Here is a 19,275-nt window from a genome sequence, read left to right as displayed (position 1 = left end):
GTGAATTGCGGATGCGCCCATGATGCGGGCTGTTGGCGGAGTTGACCAGCCTGCGTACGTCGGCAAACACCTGGATCAGATCTGGATATCGACCCACAAGCCCTGGCGCGACTCTTCGTCTATCAGCGGCACCACCGGCACGGTGTTGTCGGCGTTGAGTTCGGTCCCCGGTACGGCCAGATGTTCTTCAGGGTCTTCATTGGCCTCGCGGTGGCGCTTGTCGCGCTCCTGCCGGCGACGCTGTTCCTCGCGCAACAGCAGCGCGGCCTCTTCCGGGTCGCGGTTTTGCAGGTCGATGGTGCTTTCGTTGGAGCTTGGCTGCACCGGGACCACGGGCGGTATGTCCGGTCGCTGGCGAACCGGATCCTGTTGAGCGGTGATGGGTACGGCGCTCAAAGGGAGCATGGGTGGCAACATAAAGGTCTCCTGTCTTCAGGTTGTCGGCTGGGAAAGTGGCAGCTTGAACCGCCGGTCTGAAACTTGTGACCCAGTTGGCATTGCAGCGATCCCCAGGGCCGAGCTTGTTTGATCGCTGGGCAAGCTTAAGTTCCGTGCCGTCAGTAACTAATCAGCGTACGTAAATCCTTTGGTCTGAGGGATCCTTCCGTTAAGATAACCGGCTTTTTCAAGGCGGGAGTCAGGCAGCATGGCGCAGCAGTATCAACCGGGGCAACGCTGGATCAGTGACAGCGAAGCCGAGCTGGGTTTAGGCACCGTTCTGGCACAGGACGGCCGCTTGTTGACCGTGCTCTATCCGGCCACTGGCGACACTCGCCAGTACGCGCTACGGAATGCGCCGCTCACCCGTGTACGGTTTTCGCCGGGCGATGTGATCACTCACTTCGAAGGCTGGAAAATGACCGTGCGCGAAGTCGATGACGTCGACGGGTTGCTGGTCTATCACGGCCTCAACGGGCAGAACGAAGTCGTCACCCTGCCGGAAACCCAACTGTCGAACTTTATCCAGTTCCGCCTGGCGAGCGACCGTCTGTTCGCCGGCCAGATCGACCCGTTGGCCTGGTTCTCCCTGCGCTACCACACCCTGGAACACACCAGCCGCCAGTTACAGTCTTCGCTTTGGGGCCTGGGCGGCGTTCGTGCCCAGCCTATCGCCCACCAATTGCACATTGCCCGTGAAGTGGCCGACCGCATTGCGCCGCGGGTATTGCTGGCGGACGAAGTGGGCCTGGGCAAGACCATCGAGGCCGGCCTGGTCATCCACCGTCAACTGCTGTCCGGCCGCGCCAACCGCGTCCTGATCCTGGTGCCGGAAAACCTCCAGCACCAATGGCTGGTGGAAATGCGCCGACGCTTCAACCTGCAGGTCGCGCTGTTCGACGAAGAACGCTTCATCGAAAGTGATGCCAGCAACCCGTTCGAAGACACTCAACTGGCCCTGGTGGCGCTGGAGTGGCTGGTGGACGACGAGAAGGCCCAGGACGCGCTGTTCGCCGCCGGCTGGGACCTGATGGTGGTCGACGAGGCTCATCACCTGGTGTGGCACGAAGATCAGGTCAGCCCGCAGTACGCGCTGGTCGAACAACTCGCCGAGACAATCCCGGGCGTGCTGCTGCTGACCGCAACCCCGGAACAACTGGGCCAGGACAGCCACTTTGCTCGTCTGCGCCTGTTGGACCCAAATCGCTTCCACGACCTCAAGGCCTTCCGCGCCGAGAGCGAAAACTATCGCCCGGTGGCCGAAGCCGTGCAGGAGCTGTTGGACAAAGGCCGTCTTTCGCCTGAGGCTCACAAGACCATCCAAGGCTTCCTGGGCAATGAAGGCGAAGCGTTGCTGACCGCGGTCAGTGATGGCGATGTCGAAGCCAGTGCTCGCCTGGTGCGTGAACTGCTGGACCGCCACGGCACCGGCCGCGTGCTGTTTCGAAACACCCGCGCAGCGGTGCAAGGCTTCCCCGAGCGCAAGCTGCACGCCTACCCGCTGCCGTGCCCGGACGAGTACCTCGAGCTGCCCCTGGGCGATCACCCCGAGCTGTACCCGGAAGTCAGCTTCCAGGCCCAGCCGGACGCCAGCGAAGAAGAACGCTGGTGGCGTTTCGACCCGCGGGTCGAGTGGCTGATCGACACCCTGAAGATGCTCAAGCGCACCAAAGTACTGGTGATCTGTGCCCACGCCGAAACCGCCATGGACCTGGAAGACGCCTTGCGCGTGCGCTCCGGTATCCCGGCCACGGTGTTCCACGAAGGCATGAACATTCTGGAGCGCGACCGCGCGGCGGCCTATTTCGCCGACGAAGAGTTCGGTGCCCAGGTGCTGATCTGTTCGGAAATCGGCAGCGAGGGCCGCAACTTCCAGTTCGCCCATCATCTGGTGCTGTTCGATCTGCCAGCGCACCCGGACTTGCTGGAGCAACGCATCGGCCGCCTGGACCGGATCGGCCAGAAGCACACCATCGAGCTGCATGCGCCGTACCTGGAAACCAGCCCGCAAGCGCGGCTGTTCCAGTGGTATCACGAAGCCCTGAATGCCTTCCTCAACACCTGCCCGACTGGCAACGCCTTGCAGCATCAGTTCGGCCCGCGCCTGCTGCCATTGCTGGAAGAAGCCGACGATGGCCAGTGGCAAGCGCTGATCGACGAAGCCCGCACCGAACGCGAGCGCCTGGAGGCCGAGCTGCACACCGGTCGCGACCGTTTGCTGGAGCTCAACTCCGGCGGCGCTGGTGAAGGCGATGCGCTGGTGGAAGCCATTCTCGAGCAGGACGACCAGTTCGCCCTGCCGATCTACATGGAAACCCTGTTCGACGCCTTTGGCATCGACAGCGAGGATCATTCGGAAAACGCGCTGATCCTCAAGCCGAGCGAAAAAATGCTCGACGCCAGCTTCCCGCTGGGCGACGACGAAGGCGTGACCATCACCTACGACCGCAACCAGGCGCTGTCGCGCGAAGACATGCAGTTCATCACCTGGGAGCACCCGATGGTGCAAGGCGGCATGGACCTGGTGCTGTCTGGTTCCATGGGCAACACCGCCGTGGCGCTGATCAAGAACAAGGCCCTCAAACCCGGCACCGTGTTGCTGGAGCTGCTCTACGTCAGTGAAGTAGTGGCCCCACGCTCGCTGCAACTGGGCCGCTACCTGCCGCCGGCCGCCCTGCGCTGCCTGCTGGACGCCAACGGCAACGACCTGGCCGCCCGGGTCTCGTTCGAAACCTTGAACGACCAGCTCGAAAGCGTGCCCCGTGCCAGCGCCAACAAGTTCATCCAGGCCCAGCGCGACCAGCTCACGCCACGGATCAATGCCGGCGAAGAAAAGATCGCCCCGCGTCACGCCGAACGCGTGGCCGAGGCCCAACGTCGCCTGGCCGCCGATACCGACGAGGAACTGGCCCGCCTGACCGCCCTGCAAGCGGTCAACCCGACCGTGCGCGACAGCGAACTGGTAGCCCTGCGCCAACAGCGCGAGCAAGGCCTGGCGATGCTTGAGAAGGCGGCGTTGCGTTTGGAGGCGATTCGGGTGTTGGTGGCGGGCTGAGATTGGCGGGGGGGCCCGATATGGGTCCCCGCTGTGGTGGTTTTATCGGGTGTATATCCGTTGCTGCGGTAACGGATATACACACCAAACGAAGCCCCCCTCAAGGACTGTAATACCCCACCGCCACCAGGAAATGCCCAACCTTCTTCAGGTAAGCATGCTTGTCCTCGACCTTGCCAGTCACCGGGTTCTTCCACCGATACTCATACTCCCCCACATCCTGCTTGCCGATCATGGTCAGGATCGGCTCCCCCACCGGTTTGCCATCCGGATCCTTGACCTTGGCAAAATCGGTATTGATCAAGCGCAGGTTGGTGCCATGGCCGACATACCGCCGGGTATCGAGGTCAACGACAAAGACATACAGGTCATCCTGCAGATAACCGCCCTTGAGGGAGTTGACCGCCGTCAGCGTGGCTTTCTCGTTTTTCAGCAGGTCGCTCGAGGCCTTGTCCAGCAACGCCTTGGCCTGTTCGGCGGAAGCCCGTGGCAGGTAGTAGCCGACGGCCAGGATTCGCTCGCCGACACGCTGGAAATACACATGCTTGCGCTCAACCTTGCCGTCCGACCAGTTCTGCCAACGGTACTCGGCTTGCTGGATGCCGCTGGCCTCGGGGGTTTTCAAGGCGTCCTTGAAGGCTTTGCGCAGGTCCGGGCCCAGCACTTCGGACACGTCTCGCCCGATCAGCGCTGAGGAAGGCCCGCCGCTGGCGAGCATCACACCCTGGGTATCCACCACGAATACGTAGCGATCCTTGTCGACGAAATCCCCCTGGCGACTGAAAGCGGCAAAGGCTTTGTCGCCGTTGTCATGGTAATAGGCCAAGGCCTTTTCCAGCAGCGAGCGGGCCGCCTGGCCGTCATCCGGTGTCGCGGCATGAACCGGTGCCAGCCCCAGCACAAGCATTGCGCCCAGCCAGGCCATCCTGTGAAAAAAAACCATATGCGCGCCCCTCGTTCTTGTTGGTGTTTCAAGAGCGTAGACGGCGTGGGGTGATGTTGGAGTATTCAGGGAATTGCTGGGGAGGCCTGGTGCATCAGTGGGTATTGATACTGACTGACAGGACGTTATCGCGAGCGAGCTTGCTCGCGATAACGGCGGCACATTCAGCATGATGCGCACTGACACGCCACTATCGCGAACAAACGCCAACAGGCTTATTGACTGCGGAGTTGCTGCTGCAAATTCTGGATCTGCGCCTGCAGGGTGTTGATATTACGGGTGACCTGGCCGCGGAAGGCGTCGAACTCGGCGGTGTTGCCGCCCTTGTCCTGCTGGCTCTTGAGCACGATCACATCCTGCTCCAGGCGATCGATAGCCGAGTTGGAGGTGGCTCTTTTCAGGGCGGTGATGTCAGCACCGATGCTCTTGAGCTGAGCATCCAGGGCACCACCCTCGCCTTGGCTTTTCAGGGCGGTAACTTCAGCTACCAGCGTCTTGACCTGGGCTTGGAGCTCCTTGTTGGAAGCTTGCAACTGAGTGTTGGTGTTCTGCTGTTCAGTGGCCTGGGCAATGAGCTGGGCCAGTTCCTTGTCCAAGTCGGCAGACGGACCGAAGGTAGCTTGCTGTTGCTTGTACTGCTCCAGCAGTTTGTTGTCGAATTGCTTGCCCTGATCCTGCAGCTTGCTTTCCAACTGCTTGATCTGCAGTTTCAAGGCCTCACTGTCGCTCATCACGTTGGACTGGCCGGCGACGACCTTGCCGGAAAACTCCTGCAGTCGTCCCGCCGCATCTTCACTGATCCGCGCGAAGCTCTCCTGGGTGGCCACCAGTTGCTGCTCCATCAGGGAAATCTGCTGGAAGCTCCACCAGGCCAGGAAACCGAACGCACACAGCAGCGCGCCGACCAATGCCCACAGCGGCCCGGTGCTGGGCCCCTTGACCTTGACCGCGGCTACGGGCGCCGGGCGCGCTTGCACATGAGGCTGGCGGTTGGGCAGGAAATCATCGTCATCGGGAATGTCGGCCCGCATCCGCAGGCTCGGTACATCATCGAAGTCGTCGTTGGCATCGTTACGCATGGGCATGGTTCAACCTTTGGGAAACCGGTGATGGCTTGATGCGGTGAGTATAACCCCCTCACCCGCCGCACCGATTGACCCCGAACCTGGCACTCGGTTCATGACGGGGCGATCAGCGGGCACTTTGGACCTTCCACCAGGCACAAAATTCATCGAGGGCGGTCCACAGGCTGACCTGCGGATCATAATCGAGATAATGCCGGGCCCGGCTGATGTCCAGGGTGAAATTTTTGTTCATGACCTGCATGCCCAGGCGCGACAGCGTCGGTTCGGGGCGGCCCGGCCACAATTTGCAGAAACCTTCATTCAGGGCCGCGACACTATAAGCCAAGCCGTAGGAACGATAACGCCGGACCTGTGGGACTTCCATCTGGCGCATCACATAATTGACCACATCCCACAGAGGAACCGGTGCCCCATTGCTGATGTTATAGGCCTTGCCCAACGCTGAATCGGTCGCCAGCAGGCTGCTGAGCAGCGCTTCGTTGAGGTTCTGCACGCTGGTGAAATCCACTTTGTTCAGCCCGTTGCCGACAATTGCCAGGCGCCCCTTGCGCTGCATTTTCAACAGCCGCGGAAAAATGCTCATGTCACCGGCGCCGGTCACGAAACGCGGGCGCAGGGCCAGCACTTCGAGGCCGAACTCCTGGGCGCCGAAGACTTTCTGCTCAGCCAGGTACTTGGTGGCGGCGTAAGGGTGCTTGAAGCGCTTGGGCACTTGTTCTTCAGTCAACCCGAGGTGGTCACGCCCGTCGAAGTAGATGGACGGCGAGGACAGATGAACCAGCCGGCGAACCTTTTGCTTGAGGCAGGCCTCAACGACATTTTCCGTGACCTGGACATTGCCCTGGTGGAAATCCTGATAGCGGCCCCAGAGCCCCACGGAGCCGGCGCAATGCACCACGGCTTCGACATCCAGGCACAAATCCCGGGCCAGCAGCGGGTCGTTCAGATCCCCTTGAACAAACTGTGCACCGCGACGCACCAGGTGCTCCACGCTCTCGGCCCGGCGACCGTTGACCCGTACATCCAGGCCTTGCTCCAGGGCGAAACGCGCGAAGCGCCCGCCGATGAAGCCGCTCGCGCCGGTGACCAGAATTTTCATGAATGCTCCTAAGAAATGCGGTTACGAGTCTCGCGCTACAACCTGCAAATTTATCTGTGCGCCGCTTTTACCAGCAGCTTGACGTCTACTGCGCCTCCCAAGGCACCAGCCACTGCCGGGAGGAGCGGATCAACTGTTCGGTCAACAAGCCGAGCAACTGCCCGCCATTGCGCCAATGATGCCAGTACAGCGGCACATCGATCGGTTTATCTGCCAGCAATTCCACCAGCACGCCTCGCTCCAGCTGTTCGCGCACTTGCAGCTCCGGCACGAGCCCCCAGCCCAGCCCGACTTCAGCAAGACGAATGAAACCTTCGGACGAGGGGCACAGATGGTGCTCGAAACCGCCCTCCACGCCCACGGACGCAAGGTAGCGGTGCTGCAGGAAGTCATCCGGGCCAAACACCAATGCCGGCGTATGGGCCAGTTGATCGGCCCGTACCCCGTCGGGGAAATGCCGGGCAATGAACGCCGGGCTGGCCAGCGCCCGGTAGCGCATCGCTCCCAGCAACACGCTGCGGGCGCCCGCCACCGGACGTTCGCTGGCGCAGACACACGCCGCCACTTCACCGGCGCGCATGCGCTTGAGGCCAACGGTCTGGTCCTCCACCACCAGGTCGAGCAACAGGTGATGCTCGGCGCAGAAATCGCCCACGGCTGCCGCCCACCAGGTTGCCAGGCTGTCGGCGTTCAAGGCGATGCGCAAACGTTCCGGCAGACCCTCTTCATCCAGGGCCGGCACCAGGCTTTGCAGGTCGCGCTCAAGCAGACGCACCTGTTGCACGTGATTGAGCAGCCGTCGGCCGATCTCCGTGGGTGCCGGCGGCGTGGCACGTACCAGCACGGGCTGGCCGATGCGCGCTTCCAACAGTTTGATCCGTTGGGAAATGGCCGATTGCGATAAACCCAACACCTGGGCCGCGCGTTCGAAACCGGCCTGCTCGACCACGGCAGCCAGGGCAGAAAGCAATTTGTAGTCGAACATCAGTTTTCCTAATGAGCAATCAGCAGGATTGGTTTTTCTTATACAACCCTTCCCCGGAGAATGGCCAGCATTCGTACACAAACCGGGGATCAAACCTATGTGGCAAAGTTATATGAACGGCCTGCTGGTAGCCCTTGGGCTGATCATGGCCATCGGCGCCCAGAACGCATTTGTGCTGGCCCAGAGCCTGCGCCGCGAACATCATCTGCCCGTGGCGGCGCTGTGCGTCACATTCGATGCGCTGCTGGTCGCCGCCGGGGTTTTCGGCTTGGCGACCTTGCTGGCCCAGAGTCCGTTGCTGCTGTCGATAGCCCGCTGGGGCGGTGCGGCTTTCCTGCTCTGGTACGGCAGCCTGGCACTGCGCCGGGCCTGCTCGAAGCAAAGCCTGCAACAGGGGGAAAACCAGGCCGTGCGCTCGCTGCGGGCGGTGCTGCTCAGCGCCCTGGCGGTGACGCTGCTCAACCCCCACGTCTACCTCGACACCGTGCTACTGATCGGCTCCCTCGGTGCCCAGCAGAGCGTGCCCGGCGCCTATGTCGTGGGCGCGGCCAGTGCCTCGCTGCTGTGGTTCTTCACCCTGGCCTTCGGCGCTGCGTGGCTGGCACCTTGGCTGGCTCGCCCAAGCACCTGGCGGATCCTCGACCTGCTCGTGGCGACGATGATGTTTACCGTGGCGGTGCAATTGATCGTGAACGGCTGATTATTCCAAACCGCTCTGGAACCTCTATTCCACACAGTTGTTGCGTGGTTATGCCGCACCCCCGGTGCTATGATCCGACTCCTGCGCCGCAAAGAGTACAAACTCCCCGGCGCTAGTCTGGCCGCCCGTGATCGGCCTTGCGCTCACCGCAACTGACCTGATTAGGAGAATCACCATGGCTTTCGAATTGCCGCCGCTGCCCTATCCACACGATGCACTGCAGCCGCACATCTCCAAAGAGACTCTGGAATACCACCACGACAAGCACCACAACACCTATGTCGTGAACCTGAACAACCTGGTGCCTGGCACCGAGTTCGAAGGCAAGACCCTGGAAGAAATCGTCAAGACTTCCTCGGGCGGTATCTTCAACAACGCCGCTCAGGTCTGGAACCACACCTTCTACTGGAACTGCCTGGCGCCAAACGCCGGCGGTCAACCAACCGGCGCGCTGGCTGAAGCCATCAACAAGGCCTTCGGTTCGTTCGACAAGTTCAAGGAAGAATTCAGCAAGACGTCCATCGGCACCTTCGGTTCCGGCTGGGGCTGGCTGGTGAAAAAGGCTGACGGTTCCCTGGCCCTGGCCAGCACCATCGGCGCCGGCAACCCGCTGACCAGCGGCGACACCCCGCTGCTGACCTGCGACGTGTGGGAACACGCCTACTACATCGACTACCGCAACGTTCGTCCGAAATACGTCGAAGCGTTCTGGAACCTGGTCAACTGGAAATTCGTCGCCGAGCAGTTCGAAGGCAAAGCCTTCACCGCCTAAGCGTCGATGCCAGACAAGAAAACCCGGCGTCGTGCCGGGTTTTTTTTGCCGGGCAAAAATGACCGCAGGCAAAATACCTCGGGTCTGGAACCCAAGAAAAAATCCCTGGAGGCCTCAAGTTGCGGCCCCTTCCAACCGACACAATGGTCGTAGAGCAATCACTCTGGAAAAAACGTACATCGGTGAGGTTTCAAGCGAAAACCCTTGTGTTTGATTGTCCCTTTGACTGACATCACAGGATTGCCAATACTCATGGCAACTTGACGCTACCCGCACGGAACAAGGAACCACTCTTTGAAGCTGGAACTCAAGAACAGCTTGTCTGTGAAGTTGCTCCGGGTCGTGCTCCTCTCGGCATTGATCGTTGGCATGGTCTTGAGCTGCGCCCAGATCGTGTACGATGCCTACAAAACCAACCAGGCCGTCGCCAGTGACGCCCAGCGGATCCTCGACATGTTCCGTGATCCTTCGACCCAGGCCGTCTACAGCCTGGACCGGGAGATGGGCATGCAAGTGATCGAGGGCCTGTTCCAGGACGAAGCCGTACGCATGGCTTCCATCGGCCATCCACGCGAAACCATGCTCGCCGAAAAAACCCGGCCCTTGCAGCACTCCGAAAGCCGCTGGCTGACCGACCTGATCCTGGGCAAGGAGCGCACCTTTACCACGCAACTGGTGGGACGCGGCCCCTATAGCGAATATTACGGCGACCTGAGCATTACCCTCGACACCGCCACCTACGGCGAAGGCTTCATCGTCAACTCGGTGATCATTTTCATTTCCGGGATGCTGCGAGCCCTGGCCATGGGCCTGGTGCTATACCTGGTCTATCACTGGCTGCTGACCAAACCATTGTCGCGGATCATCCAGCACCTGACCGAAATCAACCCCGATCGCCCCAGCGAGCACAAAATCCCGCAGTTGCGCGGTCACGAACAAAACGAGCTGGGCCTGTGGATCAATACGGCCAACCAACTGCTCGAATCCATCGAGCGCAACACGCACCTACGCCACGAAGCGGAAAACAGCCTGCTGCGCATGGCCCAGTACGACTTCCTCACCGGCCTGCCCAACCGCCAGCAGCTGCAACAGCAACTGGACAAGATCCTGGTGGACGCCGGGCGCCTGCAACGCCGGGTGGCGGTGCTGTGTGTGGGGCTGGATGACTTCAAGGGCATCAACGAACAGTTCAGCTATCAGACCGGCGACCAGTTGCTGCTGGCCCTGGCCGACCGACTGCGGGCCCACAGCGGCCGGCTCGGCGCACTGGCGCGGCTGGGGGGCGACCAGTTCGCCCTGGTCCAGGCCGACATCGAACAGCCTTACGAGGCCGCCGAACTGGCCCAGAGCATCCTCGATGACCTGGAAGCGCCGTTCGCCATCGACGATCAACAAATCCGCCTGCGGGCCACCATCGGCATCACCCTCTTCCCCGAAGACGGCGACAGCACCGAGAAACTGTTGCAGAAAGCCGAGCAGACCATGACCCTGGCCAAGAGCCGCTCGCGCAATCGCTACCAGTTCTACATCGCCAGCGTCGACAGCGAGATGCGCCGCCGTCGCGAACTGGAGAAAGACTTGCGCGAGGCCCTGGCCCGCGAGCAGTTCACCCTGGTGTACCAGCCGCAGATCAGCTACCGCGACCTGCGGGTGGTGGGCACCGAAGCCCTGATCCGCTGGCACCATCCCGAGCACGGCCTGGTGCCGCCGGATCTGTTCATTCCCCTGGCCGAGCAGAACGGCACCATTATCGCCATCGGTGAATGGGTGCTGGACCAGGCTTGCAGGCAATTGCGCGAATGGCACGACCAGGGCTTCCTCGACCTGCGCATGGCGGTCAACCTGTCGACGGTGCAACTGCACCACGCCGAACTGCCGCGGGTGGTGAACAATCTCCTGCAAATGTACCGGCTACCGCCGCGCAGCCTGGAGCTGGAGGTTACCGAAACCGGCCTGATGGAAGACATCACCACCGCTGCCCAGCATTTGCTGAGCCTGCGCCGCTCCGGGGCGCTGATTGCGATCGATGACTTCGGGACCGGCTATTCGTCCCTGAGCTACCTTAAGAGCCTGCCGCTGGACAAGATCAAGATCGACAAGAGCTTCGTCCAGGACCTGCTCGACGACGAGGACGATGCAACCATCGTCCGGGCCATCATCCAGTTGGGCAAGAGCCTGGGGATGCAGGTCATTGCCGAAGGCGTCGAGACGGTCGAACAGGAAGCCTACATCATCGCCGAGGGCTGCCACGAAGGTCAGGGGTATTACTACAGCAAACCGCTGCCGGCACGGGAATTGGGCCTTTACCTGAAGCAGGCCGAGCGCAGCAAGGTTTCCATCATCTGATTTCTCCCCCCGGCGCCAGGCCTTTGTAGGAGCTGGCGAAGCCTGCGATCTTCGGTTTGTTCGCCTGGGATTCAAGCATCAGTGAAAAGATCGCAGCCTCGCTTCGCTCGGCAGCTCCTACAGACGCTACCGAAGGCGGCAATCTCCCATCATTAAATAAGAAATATTTACACCTGCAACCCTTTACACATAATGCAAATCTTTCGCATTATGTCGCAGTTTTGCGCACCTCGCGCCTGTCCCGTCCATCATCGAAGCAGGATGTTTGCCATGATTCGTATGCCCCTGGCTACTGCCAGTCTGCTGGCTATCGCTATTTCCCTCGCCGGTTGCGGCGAAGGCAAAGACAAGGCCGCCGCGCCGCAAGCGCCAACGCCTGCCGCCAGCACCGCGGCACCGGTCGCCCCTGCTGCCGTCGGCAAAATCGACGAAGCTGCCGCCAAGGCCGTTGTCGCGCACTATGCCGACATCGTCTATGCCGTCTACAGCGATGCCGAATCCACGGCAAAAACCCTGCAAACCGCCGTCGACGCGTTCCTGGCCAAGCCGAACGCCGAGACCCTGAAGGCCGCCCGGACTGCCTGGGTCGCCGCACGCGTGCCTTACCTGCAAAGCGAAGTGTTCCGCTTCGGCAACACCATCATCGACGACTGGGAAGGCCAGGTGAACGCCTGGCCCCTGGACGAGGGCCTGATCGACTACGTCGACAAATCCTACGAGCACGCCTTGGGTAACCCGGGCGCCACCGCCAACATCATCGCCAACACCGAAGTCCAGGTCGGCGAAGACAAGGTCGATGTGAAGGACATCACCCCGGAAAAACTCGCCAGCCTCAATGAGCTGGGCGGTTCCGAGGCCAACGTCGCCACCGGCTACCACGCCATCGAATTCCTGCTGTGGGGCCAGGACCTCAACGGCACCGGCCCTGGCGCGGGTAACCGCCCGGCGTCGGACTACCTGCAAGGCGCTGGCGCCACCGGCGGTCACAACGACCGTCGTCGTGCCTACCTCAAGTCCGTGACCCAATTGCTGGTCAACGACCTCGAAGAGATGGTCGGCAACTGGAAGCCGAACGTGTCTGACAACTACCGCGCCACCCTGGAAGCCGAGCCCGCCGAAAGCGGCCTGCGCAAGATGCTGTTCGGCATGGGCAGCCTTTCCCTGGGGGAACTGGCGGGCGAACGCATGAAAGTGTCCCTGGAAGCCAACTCGCCAGAAGACGAGCAGGATTGCTTCAGCGACAACACCCATAACTCGCATTTCTACGATGCCAAGGGTGTACGTAACGTGTACCTGGGCGAATACACCCGCGTCGACGGCACCAAGATGACCGGCGCGAGCCTGTCGTCCCTGGTCGCCAAGGCCGATCCGACCGCGGACACCGCGCTCAAGGCCGACCTGGCCGACACCGAGGCCAAGATCCAGGTCATGGTCGATCACGCCAACAAAGGTGAGCACTACGACCAACTGATCGCCGCCGGCAACACCGCGGGCAACCAGATCGTGCGCGACGCCATCGCCGCACTGGTCAAGCAGACCGGTTCGATCGAACAGGCTGCGGGCAAACTGGGCATCAGCGACCTGAACCCGGACAACGCTGATCACGAGTTCTGATCAACGCCGGCTGGCTGACGGTTAACGCAGCCAGCCAAGCCACAAACCTGTGGGAGCGAGCCTGCTCGCGATTGGGGGCTATCAGTCGACATTGATGTTGGCCGGTCTACCGCCATCGCGAGCAAGCTCGCTCCCACAGGAATTTCGTTGCTTGTGATTCATCATTGCAACCCCGCAAGCCGCCCTTCGATAAACCGCCGTTCCGGCAATTGCTGCGTCAACTCAAGCGCGCGTCGATACGCCGACCTCGCCTCGTCCAAGCGTCCCAGTTGACGACAGAATTCCGCCTGCGCCGAGTAGGCCAGGTGATAGTCGAGTAATTCCCCACGCCCCAGGATCGCCTCGACCAGGCGCAAGCCGGCTTCCGGTCCATCGCGCTTGGCCAGGGCAGCGGCGCGGTTGAGTTCGATCACCGGCGATGGCACGGCGCGCAGCAGCACATCATAAAGCCCGACGATCTGCGGCCAGTCGGTCTCCTGCGCCGTCGGCGCTTCGGCATGCACCGCCGCAATCGCCGCTTGCAGGCAGTACGGCCCGAACCGGCGAGTTTTCAGCGCGGCTTCCACCAACGCACAGCCCTCGGCGATCAGCTCGGCATCCCATAAGGATCGCGTCTGTTCATCCAACAGGATCGGCTCACCGGTCGATGAAGTTCGCGCCGGACGCCGGGATTCGTGCAGCAGCATCAACGCCAGCAACCCCATGACCTCAGCCTCGGGCAGCAACTCCATCAGCAGGCGCCCGAGGCGGATGGCTTCGCGCGTCAGGTCTTCGCGGGTCAGCTCGGCGCCCATCGAGGCCGAATAACCTTCGTTGAACACCAGGTAGATCACCCGCAGCACGCTGTCCAGCCGTTCTGGCAGTTCCGCGCGGGACGGCACCTGGTAGGGGATCCTGGCATCGCGGATCTTCGCCTTGGCCCGTACGATGCGCTGGGCAATGGCCGCCGGGGCGGCGAGGAAAGCCCGGGCGATTTGCTCGGTGGTCAGGTCGCAGACTTCCCGCAGCGTCAGGGGCACCTGCGCGTCCGCCGCCAGGGCCGGGTGGCAACAGGTGAAAATCAGCCGCAGGCGATCGTCTTCCACGTCTTCGTCACTCCATTGGCCCTGCTCCAGCTCTTCGAGCTGGGCGATCAACATCGGCCGGGACGCGGCGAAACGCGCGCGCCGGCGCAAACTGTCGATGGCTTTGAAACGCCCGGCAGACACCAGCCAGGCCCGCGGGTTGTCCGGCACCCCGTCGCGCTGCCAGCGCTCGACCGCAATGAAGAAGGCCTCGTGCAAGGCTTCTTCGGCGAGATCGAAATCCCCCAGCAGGCGAATCAACGTCGCCAGGATCCGCCGCGAGTCTTGCCGATAAACCTGCTCGACCCGCGCCTTGACCGCTTCGACCGACATCAGTCGGGCATGCCTTGGGGGCCCCACCCTTGGCCTCGTAAGGCCGGCTCGCTCCGGGCGCGGAAAATCCTCTGACGCCGGGCGTCGATCATTCGGCTGATGGATAACGCGTAAGGGGCAGCTGCAAGGTTCATGAATGAAGTCCTGTTTGTATTTGTTGTTCAGGGGTTCAGTTGGCGTACCGGTCGCACTTCGACGCAGCCGACCCGGGCCGCCGGGATATTGCCAGCGACCTGGATGGCTTCGTTGAGGTCCTTGGCATCGATCAGGTAGAAGCCCGCCAGTTGCTCCTTGGTTTCGGCGAACGGGCCGTCGGTGATCGACAGCTTGCCGCCGCGCATGCGCACCGTGGTAGCGGTCTGCACCGACTCCAGGGCCTCGGCGGCCAGCATCCGCCCACTGCCCTGGATCGACTCGGCATAGGCCATGCACTCGGCGTCCTCCGGGCTGTCGGGCGAGTTGTGCAGCGTGTGTTCGTTGCTATACACCAGGCATAGGTACTTCATGGAAGGCTCCGTGATCGGACTGATCAACTATGGACGGCAGAATGAGGCTCAGCAAAAAAACCGACGATCAGGGTTGCAGGTCGAACAGCGTCGTACCGGCCATCGGGTCGAACGGCGCGGACCAATGCTCATGGATGATCCGCCATTGCCCGGCTACACGCCGGTAGCAAGCCGTCACGCGCATCCAGCAGGCCTGTTCCTCGCCTTTTTCGTTGGTGCCGCCGCAATAGGCCAGCCAGTGGGCGAAGGCAATGTTCTCGGCCGAGGTAATCTTGACCTGATGGAAGTCGAACTTGTGCGGGCCGGGGCACATCTCCATGCAGGCTTGCCAATGGGCCCGGTAAGCGGTCTTGCCCTTGAATTGCAAGGCCTGGATGGCATCGAACGAGACGATGTCTTCGTCATAGAGCGCCATGACCTTTTCGACGTCCTTGGCCATGACTGCTTGGCGATAGGTGTCGATCAGGGCCTGGATTTCGGTTTCAGTGGCTTGGGTATTCATGGTGATTCTCCGCAGTGTTTTTTTGTTGAAGACACCCTTTGTCGTTTGGAGAAACAGCGAATCGACAACCCAACAAAAATAATTCAAAGAAAAAATTCGCTAGAATCCAGGTCCTATTCTGCTGGTAAACAACGGATGTTTTTTGTGACCGCTCAGCTCGTACCCTACGAAGACCTGACCCCGCTGCAACGCGAACAGGTCAGCGCCATCGAAATCCACCCCGAACAGATCAAGTTCGCCGGCGATATCCACGGCGCCCTGCACACGCTGCTGTCCAAGCCCGGCCCCGGGGTCAAAGGGTTTGCGCTATTGGCTGAAGAGGTGCCGGTGGCCTTCCTGCTGCTCAAGCGCCCGCCGGTACTGCCCGCCTGGGCCAATGAACACAGCGCCACCCTGCATGCCCTGCAAGTCGATCACCGGGCCCAGGGCAAAGGTTATGGCAAGGCCTGCCTGCAGGCGCTGCCCGCCGTGGCGCGAGCCGCCTGGCCGGAAATCCGCGGGCTGGAGCTCTCGGTTGACGCCGATAACGACTCGGCCATCGGCCTGTACACCCGGCTGGGCTGGGTCGACAGTGGCGAGGCCTACAAGGGCCGCATCGGTTACGAGCGGCGAATGGGGTTGGCGTTTTGATGGACCTTGACCCATAGACTCAGGATGAATGGATGAATGGATGAATGGATGATGTTGACGTCGATTGAACAGCTGGAAGCGCTTTATGGCCTGCCCCACGAACGGGCAGTGCGCAAACAGATCCCCTTCCTGAACGAGGATTACCAGGCGATGGTCCGGGCCTCGCCGCTGGTGGTCATCGGTTCGGCAGGGCCCGACGGCCTTGATAGCTCGCCGCGGGGCGATGTGCCGGGTTTCGTGCAGGTCCTCGACGAGTGCACCCTGGCCTTGCCGGATCGTCCCGGCAACAACCGCATCGACACCCTGCGCAACGTCCTGCACGATCCGCGGGTATCGCTGCTGTTCCTCATTCCCGGGATTGGCGAAACCTTGCGGGTCAACGGTACGGCCCGGATCAGCGCCGAACCCGCGCTGCTGGAGCACTTTGCAGTCAACGGCAAGCCGGCTCGCACGGTGCTGCTGGTGACGGTCGAAGCGGCGTTTTTCCATTGCGCCAAAGCCATCGTGCGCTCAGACCTGTGGAATCCGGCTCGCCATCTCGAACGCTCGGCCCTGCCCAGCGCCGGGGCGATCCACAAGCGCTTGAATGATGGGCAGTTCGATGCCGAGACTTATGACCGTGAAGCACCTGCGCGGGTGCAGGCCAGCCTGTACTGAAGCAGCGACGATCAACTTGGCTTGAGCGGGATCCAGATCTCCAGGGTGCCTTCGCCGGTCCTGGGGTTGAAGTCCTCGCTGTAGCGCTCGAACTCCGGCAATTGCGCCGCCGTGTGACCGGAACGCGGCAGCCACTCCTTCCAGATGTATTGGAACGTGTCCGGCAGTTGTTTCAACGACCCCTTATGTTCGAAGACGGCGTAATACCCCGGCTGGATTTCGATCCAGCGGTATTGTTCCGGCAGATCGTCGAGCCGGCTGATTTCCACGCCAGCGATGTATTCGAACCCACCCTTCCCGTCCGGGTTGCAACACACGCCGTAGGTCACTTCATCTTTCTGCCCTGGCACCTTGCCGAGCCAGGGCAGGAACTTTTCCCAGAGCAAAGGAATATCTTGGGCAGTGTCCTGGGTAAACCGAGCACCAAAGCCGGCAATAAGCTGAAAACGTCCCTGTTCAAAGCGTGGTTCGGCTATGTAATCGCGTTTGGGCTTTTCCATGCGGCAACACTCCAGCAAACGTGAAGTCGGGCTTGGCAGTATAGAAGCCAAACCGTGATTGCCAGGGCCGTTTCGCTTGTCAGATTCCAGGCAAGGCGCTGGTGACGGCTTTTCCGACAAACTCGTTGTAGCCAGAAACAATCACGTACACCGCGAAATAGCAGAAGATCGCGGCGGATGCCCAATAGGAGTAACGCAGCAATTTATCCCCCAACAATTTGCCGCCCTGGGTCGCCGCCAGGCACAGGGCCGCGCACCACAACAACCCGGCACAGAGAAAACCACTGAGGAACAGCGCCGAGCTGAGCAAGGTGCCACCACCCGAACGCGCGATCAGTGTGCCGCCCACCGCAGCGAACCAGAGGATGGCACTGGGCGATGACATGGCCAGGAAAATCCCGCGAAAGAACTCCTGGCGCGGGGAGTTGCCCTGCACCTCCCCAGCCTCGGCCAGCACGGCGCTGTGATAGATCGCCGAATGGATCATCTTCGCCGCGAAATACAGCAACAGCACCGAGCCACCCAGCCACAGCACCCAGCGCACCGCTTCGTATTGCAGCAGGACAGTCATGCCCGCCAGGGCCAGGACGGCGTAGACCAGGTCGCCCACGCAGGTGCCCAGGCCCAGGGCGAAACCCTGGAAGTAACCGCGCTGCATCGCCAGGGTGATCATCGCGATATTGGCCACGCCTATGTCCAGGCACAGGGAGAGACTCAGCAGGAAACCGCTGGAAAATTCCATCATTCATTCCGTTCGATTGGGCTACAGCGAATTCAACTGCCCGCAGCCGGCGTTGATGGCTGCGTGGCGAGGTCGACAGTGTCGTCGAAAATAGTTGTGCGCGGCTACTGGACAATCCGACATCCGCCCGATTATCTTGCGCCGCAGGCCACCGCAGTGGCCAACGTCGCTCGGACGGTTCCGGGCGCTCACGTATCTCGAGGCAACAATGGCCGAACAAGGTTCGCCGCGCCGCTTTGCGCGTATCGATCGACTCCCCCCGTACGTATTCAATATCACTGCCGAGCTGAAGATGGCTGCGCGTCGGCGCGGCGAAGATATCATCGACTTGAGCATGGGTAACCCCGACGGCGCCACGCCCCCGCACATTGTGGAAAAGCTGGTCACCGTCGCCCAGCGGGAAGACACCCACGGCTATTCCACCTCCAAAGGCATCCCGCGCCTGCGCCGCGCCATTTCGCGCTGGTACAAGGACCGCTATGAGGTGGACATCGACCCGGAAACCGAAGCCATCGTCACCATCGGTTCCAAGGAAGGCCTGGCCCACCTGATGCTGGCAACCCTGGACCAGGGCGACACGGTGCTGGTGCCCAACCCCAGCTATCCGATCCACATCTACGGCGCGGTGATCGCCGGCGCCCAGGTGCGTTCGGTACCGCTGGTGCCAGGGGTGGATTTCTTCGCTGAACTGGAGCGGGCCATTCGCGGCTCGATTCCCAAGCCGAAGATGATGATCCTCGGCTTCCCCTCCAACCCCACCGCCCAGTGCGTGGAGCTGGATTTCTTCGAACGGGTCATCGCCCTGGCCAAGCAGTACGACGTCCTGGTGATCCACGACCTGGCCTACGCCGACATCGTCTACGACGGCTGGAAAGCCCCGTCGATCATGCAGGTGCCTGGCGCGAAAGACATCGCGGTGGAGTTCTTCACCCTGTCCAAGAGCTACAACATGGCCGGCTGGCGCATCGGTTTCATGGTGGGCAACCCGGAACTGGTCAACGCCCTGGCGCGGATCAAGAGCTACCACGACTACGGCACCTTCACCCCGCTGCAAGTGGCCGCCATCGCCGCCCTGGAAGGCGACCAGCAATGCGTGCGCGACATCGCCGAGCAGTACCGCCAGCGCCGCAACGTACTGGTCAAGGGCCTGCATGAACTGGGCTGGATGGTGGAAAACCCCAAGGCGTCGATGTACGTCTGGGCCAAGATTCCCGAAGCCTATGCCCATCTGGGCTCACTGGAATTTGCCAAGAAGCTGTTGGCCGAAGCCAAGGTCTGCGTCTCGCCGGGGGTGGGGTTCGGGG

18 protein-coding genes are annotated in these 19,275 nt (G+C 61.6%); 8 read left to right on the top strand and 10 right to left on the bottom strand.

The window, feature by feature from the left end:
* Window positions 1–75: 75 nt before the first annotated feature.
* Window positions 76–417, bottom strand: coding sequence for a hypothetical protein (locus KGA89_RS16065; RefSeq protein ID WP_003198629.1), 342 nt, complete (start codon window positions 415–417; stop codon window positions 76–78).
* Window positions 418–646: 229 nt separating this feature from the next.
* On the opposite strand from KGA89_RS16065, the gene rapA reads away from it, so the two are divergent.
* The gene (rapA, locus tag KGA89_RS16060; RefSeq protein WP_057449677.1) at window positions 647–3,493 is read left to right on the top strand and encodes an RNA polymerase-associated protein RapA; all 2,847 of its coding nucleotides are present in this window, start codon (window positions 647–649) and stop codon (window positions 3,491–3,493) included.
* A gap of 100 nt (window positions 3,494–3,593) precedes the next feature.
* Here the strand turns inward: rapA and KGA89_RS16055 are convergent, their stop codons facing one another.
* The 4 genes from KGA89_RS16055 to KGA89_RS16040 all read right to left on the bottom strand — a co-directional run bounded on the left by KGA89_RS16055 (window position 3,594) and on the right by KGA89_RS16040 (window position 7,605).
* Window positions 3,594–4,436, bottom strand: coding sequence for a cache domain-containing protein (locus tag KGA89_RS16055; RefSeq protein ID WP_223472029.1), 843 nt, complete (start codon window positions 4,434–4,436; stop codon window positions 3,594–3,596).
* A 215-nt stretch (window positions 4,437–4,651) separates the two neighbouring features.
* The gene (locus tag KGA89_RS16050) at window positions 4,652–5,521 is read right to left on the bottom strand and encodes an ATPase (protein WP_223472028.1); all 870 of its coding nucleotides are present in this window, start codon (window positions 5,519–5,521) and stop codon (window positions 4,652–4,654) included.
* A gap of 106 nt (window positions 5,522–5,627) precedes the next feature.
* Window positions 5,628–6,620, bottom strand: a complete 993-nt coding sequence (locus tag KGA89_RS16045; RefSeq protein WP_223472027.1) for an NAD-dependent epimerase/dehydratase family protein — start codon at window positions 6,618–6,620, stop codon at window positions 5,628–5,630.
* Window positions 6,621–6,705: 85 nt separating this feature from the next.
* Window positions 6,706–7,605, bottom strand: coding sequence for a LysR family transcriptional regulator ArgP (locus KGA89_RS16040; RefSeq protein WP_003198619.1), 900 nt, complete (start codon window positions 7,603–7,605; stop codon window positions 6,706–6,708).
* 97 nt (window positions 7,606–7,702) lie between these two features.
* Here KGA89_RS16040 and KGA89_RS16035 point away from each other — a divergent pair, with 97 nt between their 5' ends.
* From KGA89_RS16035 to KGA89_RS16020, 4 genes are all read left to right on the top strand, one after another.
* A complete protein-coding gene (locus KGA89_RS16035; protein WP_041931122.1) occupies window positions 7,703–8,305 on the top strand; it encodes a LysE/ArgO family amino acid transporter in 603 nt (200 codons plus the stop codon).
* A 175-nt stretch (window positions 8,306–8,480) separates the two neighbouring features.
* Window positions 8,481–9,077 carry a superoxide dismutase gene (locus KGA89_RS16030; protein WP_003198616.1) on the top strand — a complete coding sequence of 199 codons (597 nt, stop codon included), beginning with the start codon at window positions 8,481–8,483 and terminating at the stop codon, window positions 9,075–9,077.
* A 294-nt stretch (window positions 9,078–9,371) separates the two neighbouring features.
* Entirely contained in the window at window positions 9,372–11,423 is a 2,052-nt protein-coding gene (locus KGA89_RS16025) for a putative bifunctional diguanylate cyclase/phosphodiesterase (protein ID WP_003198614.1), read from the top strand.
* 270 nt (window positions 11,424–11,693) lie between these two features.
* On the top strand, window positions 11,694–13,037 hold the full coding sequence (locus KGA89_RS16020; protein ID WP_223472026.1) for an imelysin family protein: 1,344 nt from the start codon (window positions 11,694–11,696) through the stop codon (window positions 13,035–13,037).
* A 161-nt stretch (window positions 13,038–13,198) separates the two neighbouring features.
* Here KGA89_RS16020 and KGA89_RS16015 read toward each other — a convergent pair whose 3' ends face one another.
* From KGA89_RS16015 to KGA89_RS16005, 3 genes are all read right to left on the bottom strand, one after another.
* Window positions 13,199–14,434 (bottom strand): RNA polymerase sigma factor, encoded by a 1,236-nt coding sequence (locus tag KGA89_RS16015; RefSeq protein WP_223472025.1) that lies wholly within the window; start codon window positions 14,432–14,434, stop codon window positions 13,199–13,201.
* 161 nt (window positions 14,435–14,595) lie between these two features.
* Window positions 14,596–14,940 carry a YciI family protein gene (locus KGA89_RS16010; RefSeq protein ID WP_003198606.1) on the bottom strand — a complete coding sequence of 115 codons (345 nt, stop codon included), beginning with the start codon at window positions 14,938–14,940 and terminating at the stop codon, window positions 14,596–14,598.
* Between the two features lie 67 nt (window positions 14,941–15,007).
* Window positions 15,008–15,442 (bottom strand): YybH family protein, encoded by a 435-nt coding sequence (locus KGA89_RS16005; RefSeq protein WP_223472024.1) that lies wholly within the window; start codon window positions 15,440–15,442, stop codon window positions 15,008–15,010.
* A 144-nt stretch (window positions 15,443–15,586) separates the two neighbouring features.
* Here KGA89_RS16005 and KGA89_RS16000 point away from each other — a divergent pair, with 144 nt between their 5' ends.
* Window positions 15,587–16,072 carry a GNAT family N-acetyltransferase gene (locus KGA89_RS16000; protein ID WP_003198602.1) on the top strand — a complete coding sequence of 162 codons (486 nt, stop codon included), beginning with the start codon at window positions 15,587–15,589 and terminating at the stop codon, window positions 16,070–16,072.
* A gap of 51 nt (window positions 16,073–16,123) precedes the next feature.
* Window positions 16,124–16,729: a pyridoxamine 5'-phosphate oxidase family protein gene (locus KGA89_RS15995; protein WP_223472037.1), complete on the top strand. Its 606-nt coding sequence runs from the start codon at window positions 16,124–16,126 to the stop codon at window positions 16,727–16,729.
* A gap of 11 nt (window positions 16,730–16,740) precedes the next feature.
* Here KGA89_RS15995 and KGA89_RS15990 read toward each other — a convergent pair whose 3' ends face one another.
* The gene (locus tag KGA89_RS15990; protein ID WP_003198597.1) at window positions 16,741–17,229 is read right to left on the bottom strand and encodes a GyrI-like domain-containing protein; all 489 of its coding nucleotides are present in this window, start codon (window positions 17,227–17,229) and stop codon (window positions 16,741–16,743) included.
* Window positions 17,230–17,308: 79 nt separating this feature from the next.
* Window positions 17,309–17,971, bottom strand: a complete 663-nt coding sequence (locus tag KGA89_RS15985) for a LysE family translocator (RefSeq protein WP_003198596.1) — start codon at window positions 17,969–17,971, stop codon at window positions 17,309–17,311.
* A 208-nt stretch (window positions 17,972–18,179) separates the two neighbouring features.
* Here KGA89_RS15985 and alaC point away from each other — a divergent pair.
* The coding region (gene alaC / locus KGA89_RS15980; RefSeq protein WP_223472023.1) for an alanine transaminase at window positions 18,180–19,275 on the top strand (1,096 nt) is incomplete at its 3' end.

This window comes from Pseudomonas sp. A-RE-22, assembly GCF_019956035.1.
In the GTDB taxonomy this organism is placed as follows: domain Bacteria; phylum Pseudomonadota; class Gammaproteobacteria; order Pseudomonadales; family Pseudomonadaceae; genus Aquipseudomonas; species Aquipseudomonas brassicacearum.
Note: the sequence above shows the minus strand (reverse complement) of the source record. Positions and strands in the feature narration are given on the sequence as shown.

Bases quoted from the DNA above. Each gene is read 5' to 3' on its own strand.
- KGA89_RS16065 (WP_003198629.1), bottom strand. From the start codon at position 417: ATGTTGCCACCCATGCTCCCTTTGAGCGCCGTACCCATCACCGCTCAA.
- rapA (WP_057449677.1), top strand. From the start codon at position 647: ATGGCGCAGCAGTATCAACCGGGGCAACGCTGGATCAGTGACAGCGAA.
- KGA89_RS16055 (WP_223472029.1), bottom strand. From the start codon at position 4,436: ATGGTTTTTTTTCACAGGATGGCCTGGCTGGGCGCAATGCTTGTGCTG.
- KGA89_RS16050 (WP_223472028.1), bottom strand. From the start codon at position 5,521: ATGCCCATGCGTAACGATGCCAACGACGACTTCGATGATGTACCGAGC.
- KGA89_RS16045 (WP_223472027.1), bottom strand. From the start codon at position 6,620: ATGAAAATTCTGGTCACCGGCGCGAGCGGCTTCATCGGCGGGCGCTTC.
- KGA89_RS16040 (WP_003198619.1), bottom strand. From the start codon at position 7,605: ATGTTCGACTACAAATTGCTTTCTGCCCTGGCTGCCGTGGTCGAGCAG.
- KGA89_RS16035 (WP_041931122.1), top strand. From the start codon at position 7,703: ATGTGGCAAAGTTATATGAACGGCCTGCTGGTAGCCCTTGGGCTGATC.
- KGA89_RS16030 (WP_003198616.1), top strand. From the start codon at position 8,481: ATGGCTTTCGAATTGCCGCCGCTGCCCTATCCACACGATGCACTGCAG.
- KGA89_RS16020 (WP_223472026.1), top strand. From the start codon at position 11,694: ATGATTCGTATGCCCCTGGCTACTGCCAGTCTGCTGGCTATCGCTATT.
- KGA89_RS16015 (WP_223472025.1), bottom strand. From the start codon at position 14,434: ATGTCGGTCGAAGCGGTCAAGGCGCGGGTCGAGCAGGTTTATCGGCAA.
- KGA89_RS16010 (WP_003198606.1), bottom strand. From the start codon at position 14,940: ATGAAGTACCTATGCCTGGTGTATAGCAACGAACACACGCTGCACAAC.
- KGA89_RS16005 (WP_223472024.1), bottom strand. From the start codon at position 15,442: ATGAATACCCAAGCCACTGAAACCGAAATCCAGGCCCTGATCGACACC.
- KGA89_RS15995 (WP_223472037.1), top strand. From the start codon at position 16,124: ATGTTGACGTCGATTGAACAGCTGGAAGCGCTTTATGGCCTGCCCCAC.
- KGA89_RS15990 (WP_003198597.1), bottom strand. From the start codon at position 17,229: ATGGAAAAGCCCAAACGCGATTACATAGCCGAACCACGCTTTGAACAG.
- KGA89_RS15985 (WP_003198596.1), bottom strand. From the start codon at position 17,971: ATGGAATTTTCCAGCGGTTTCCTGCTGAGTCTCTCCCTGTGCCTGGAC.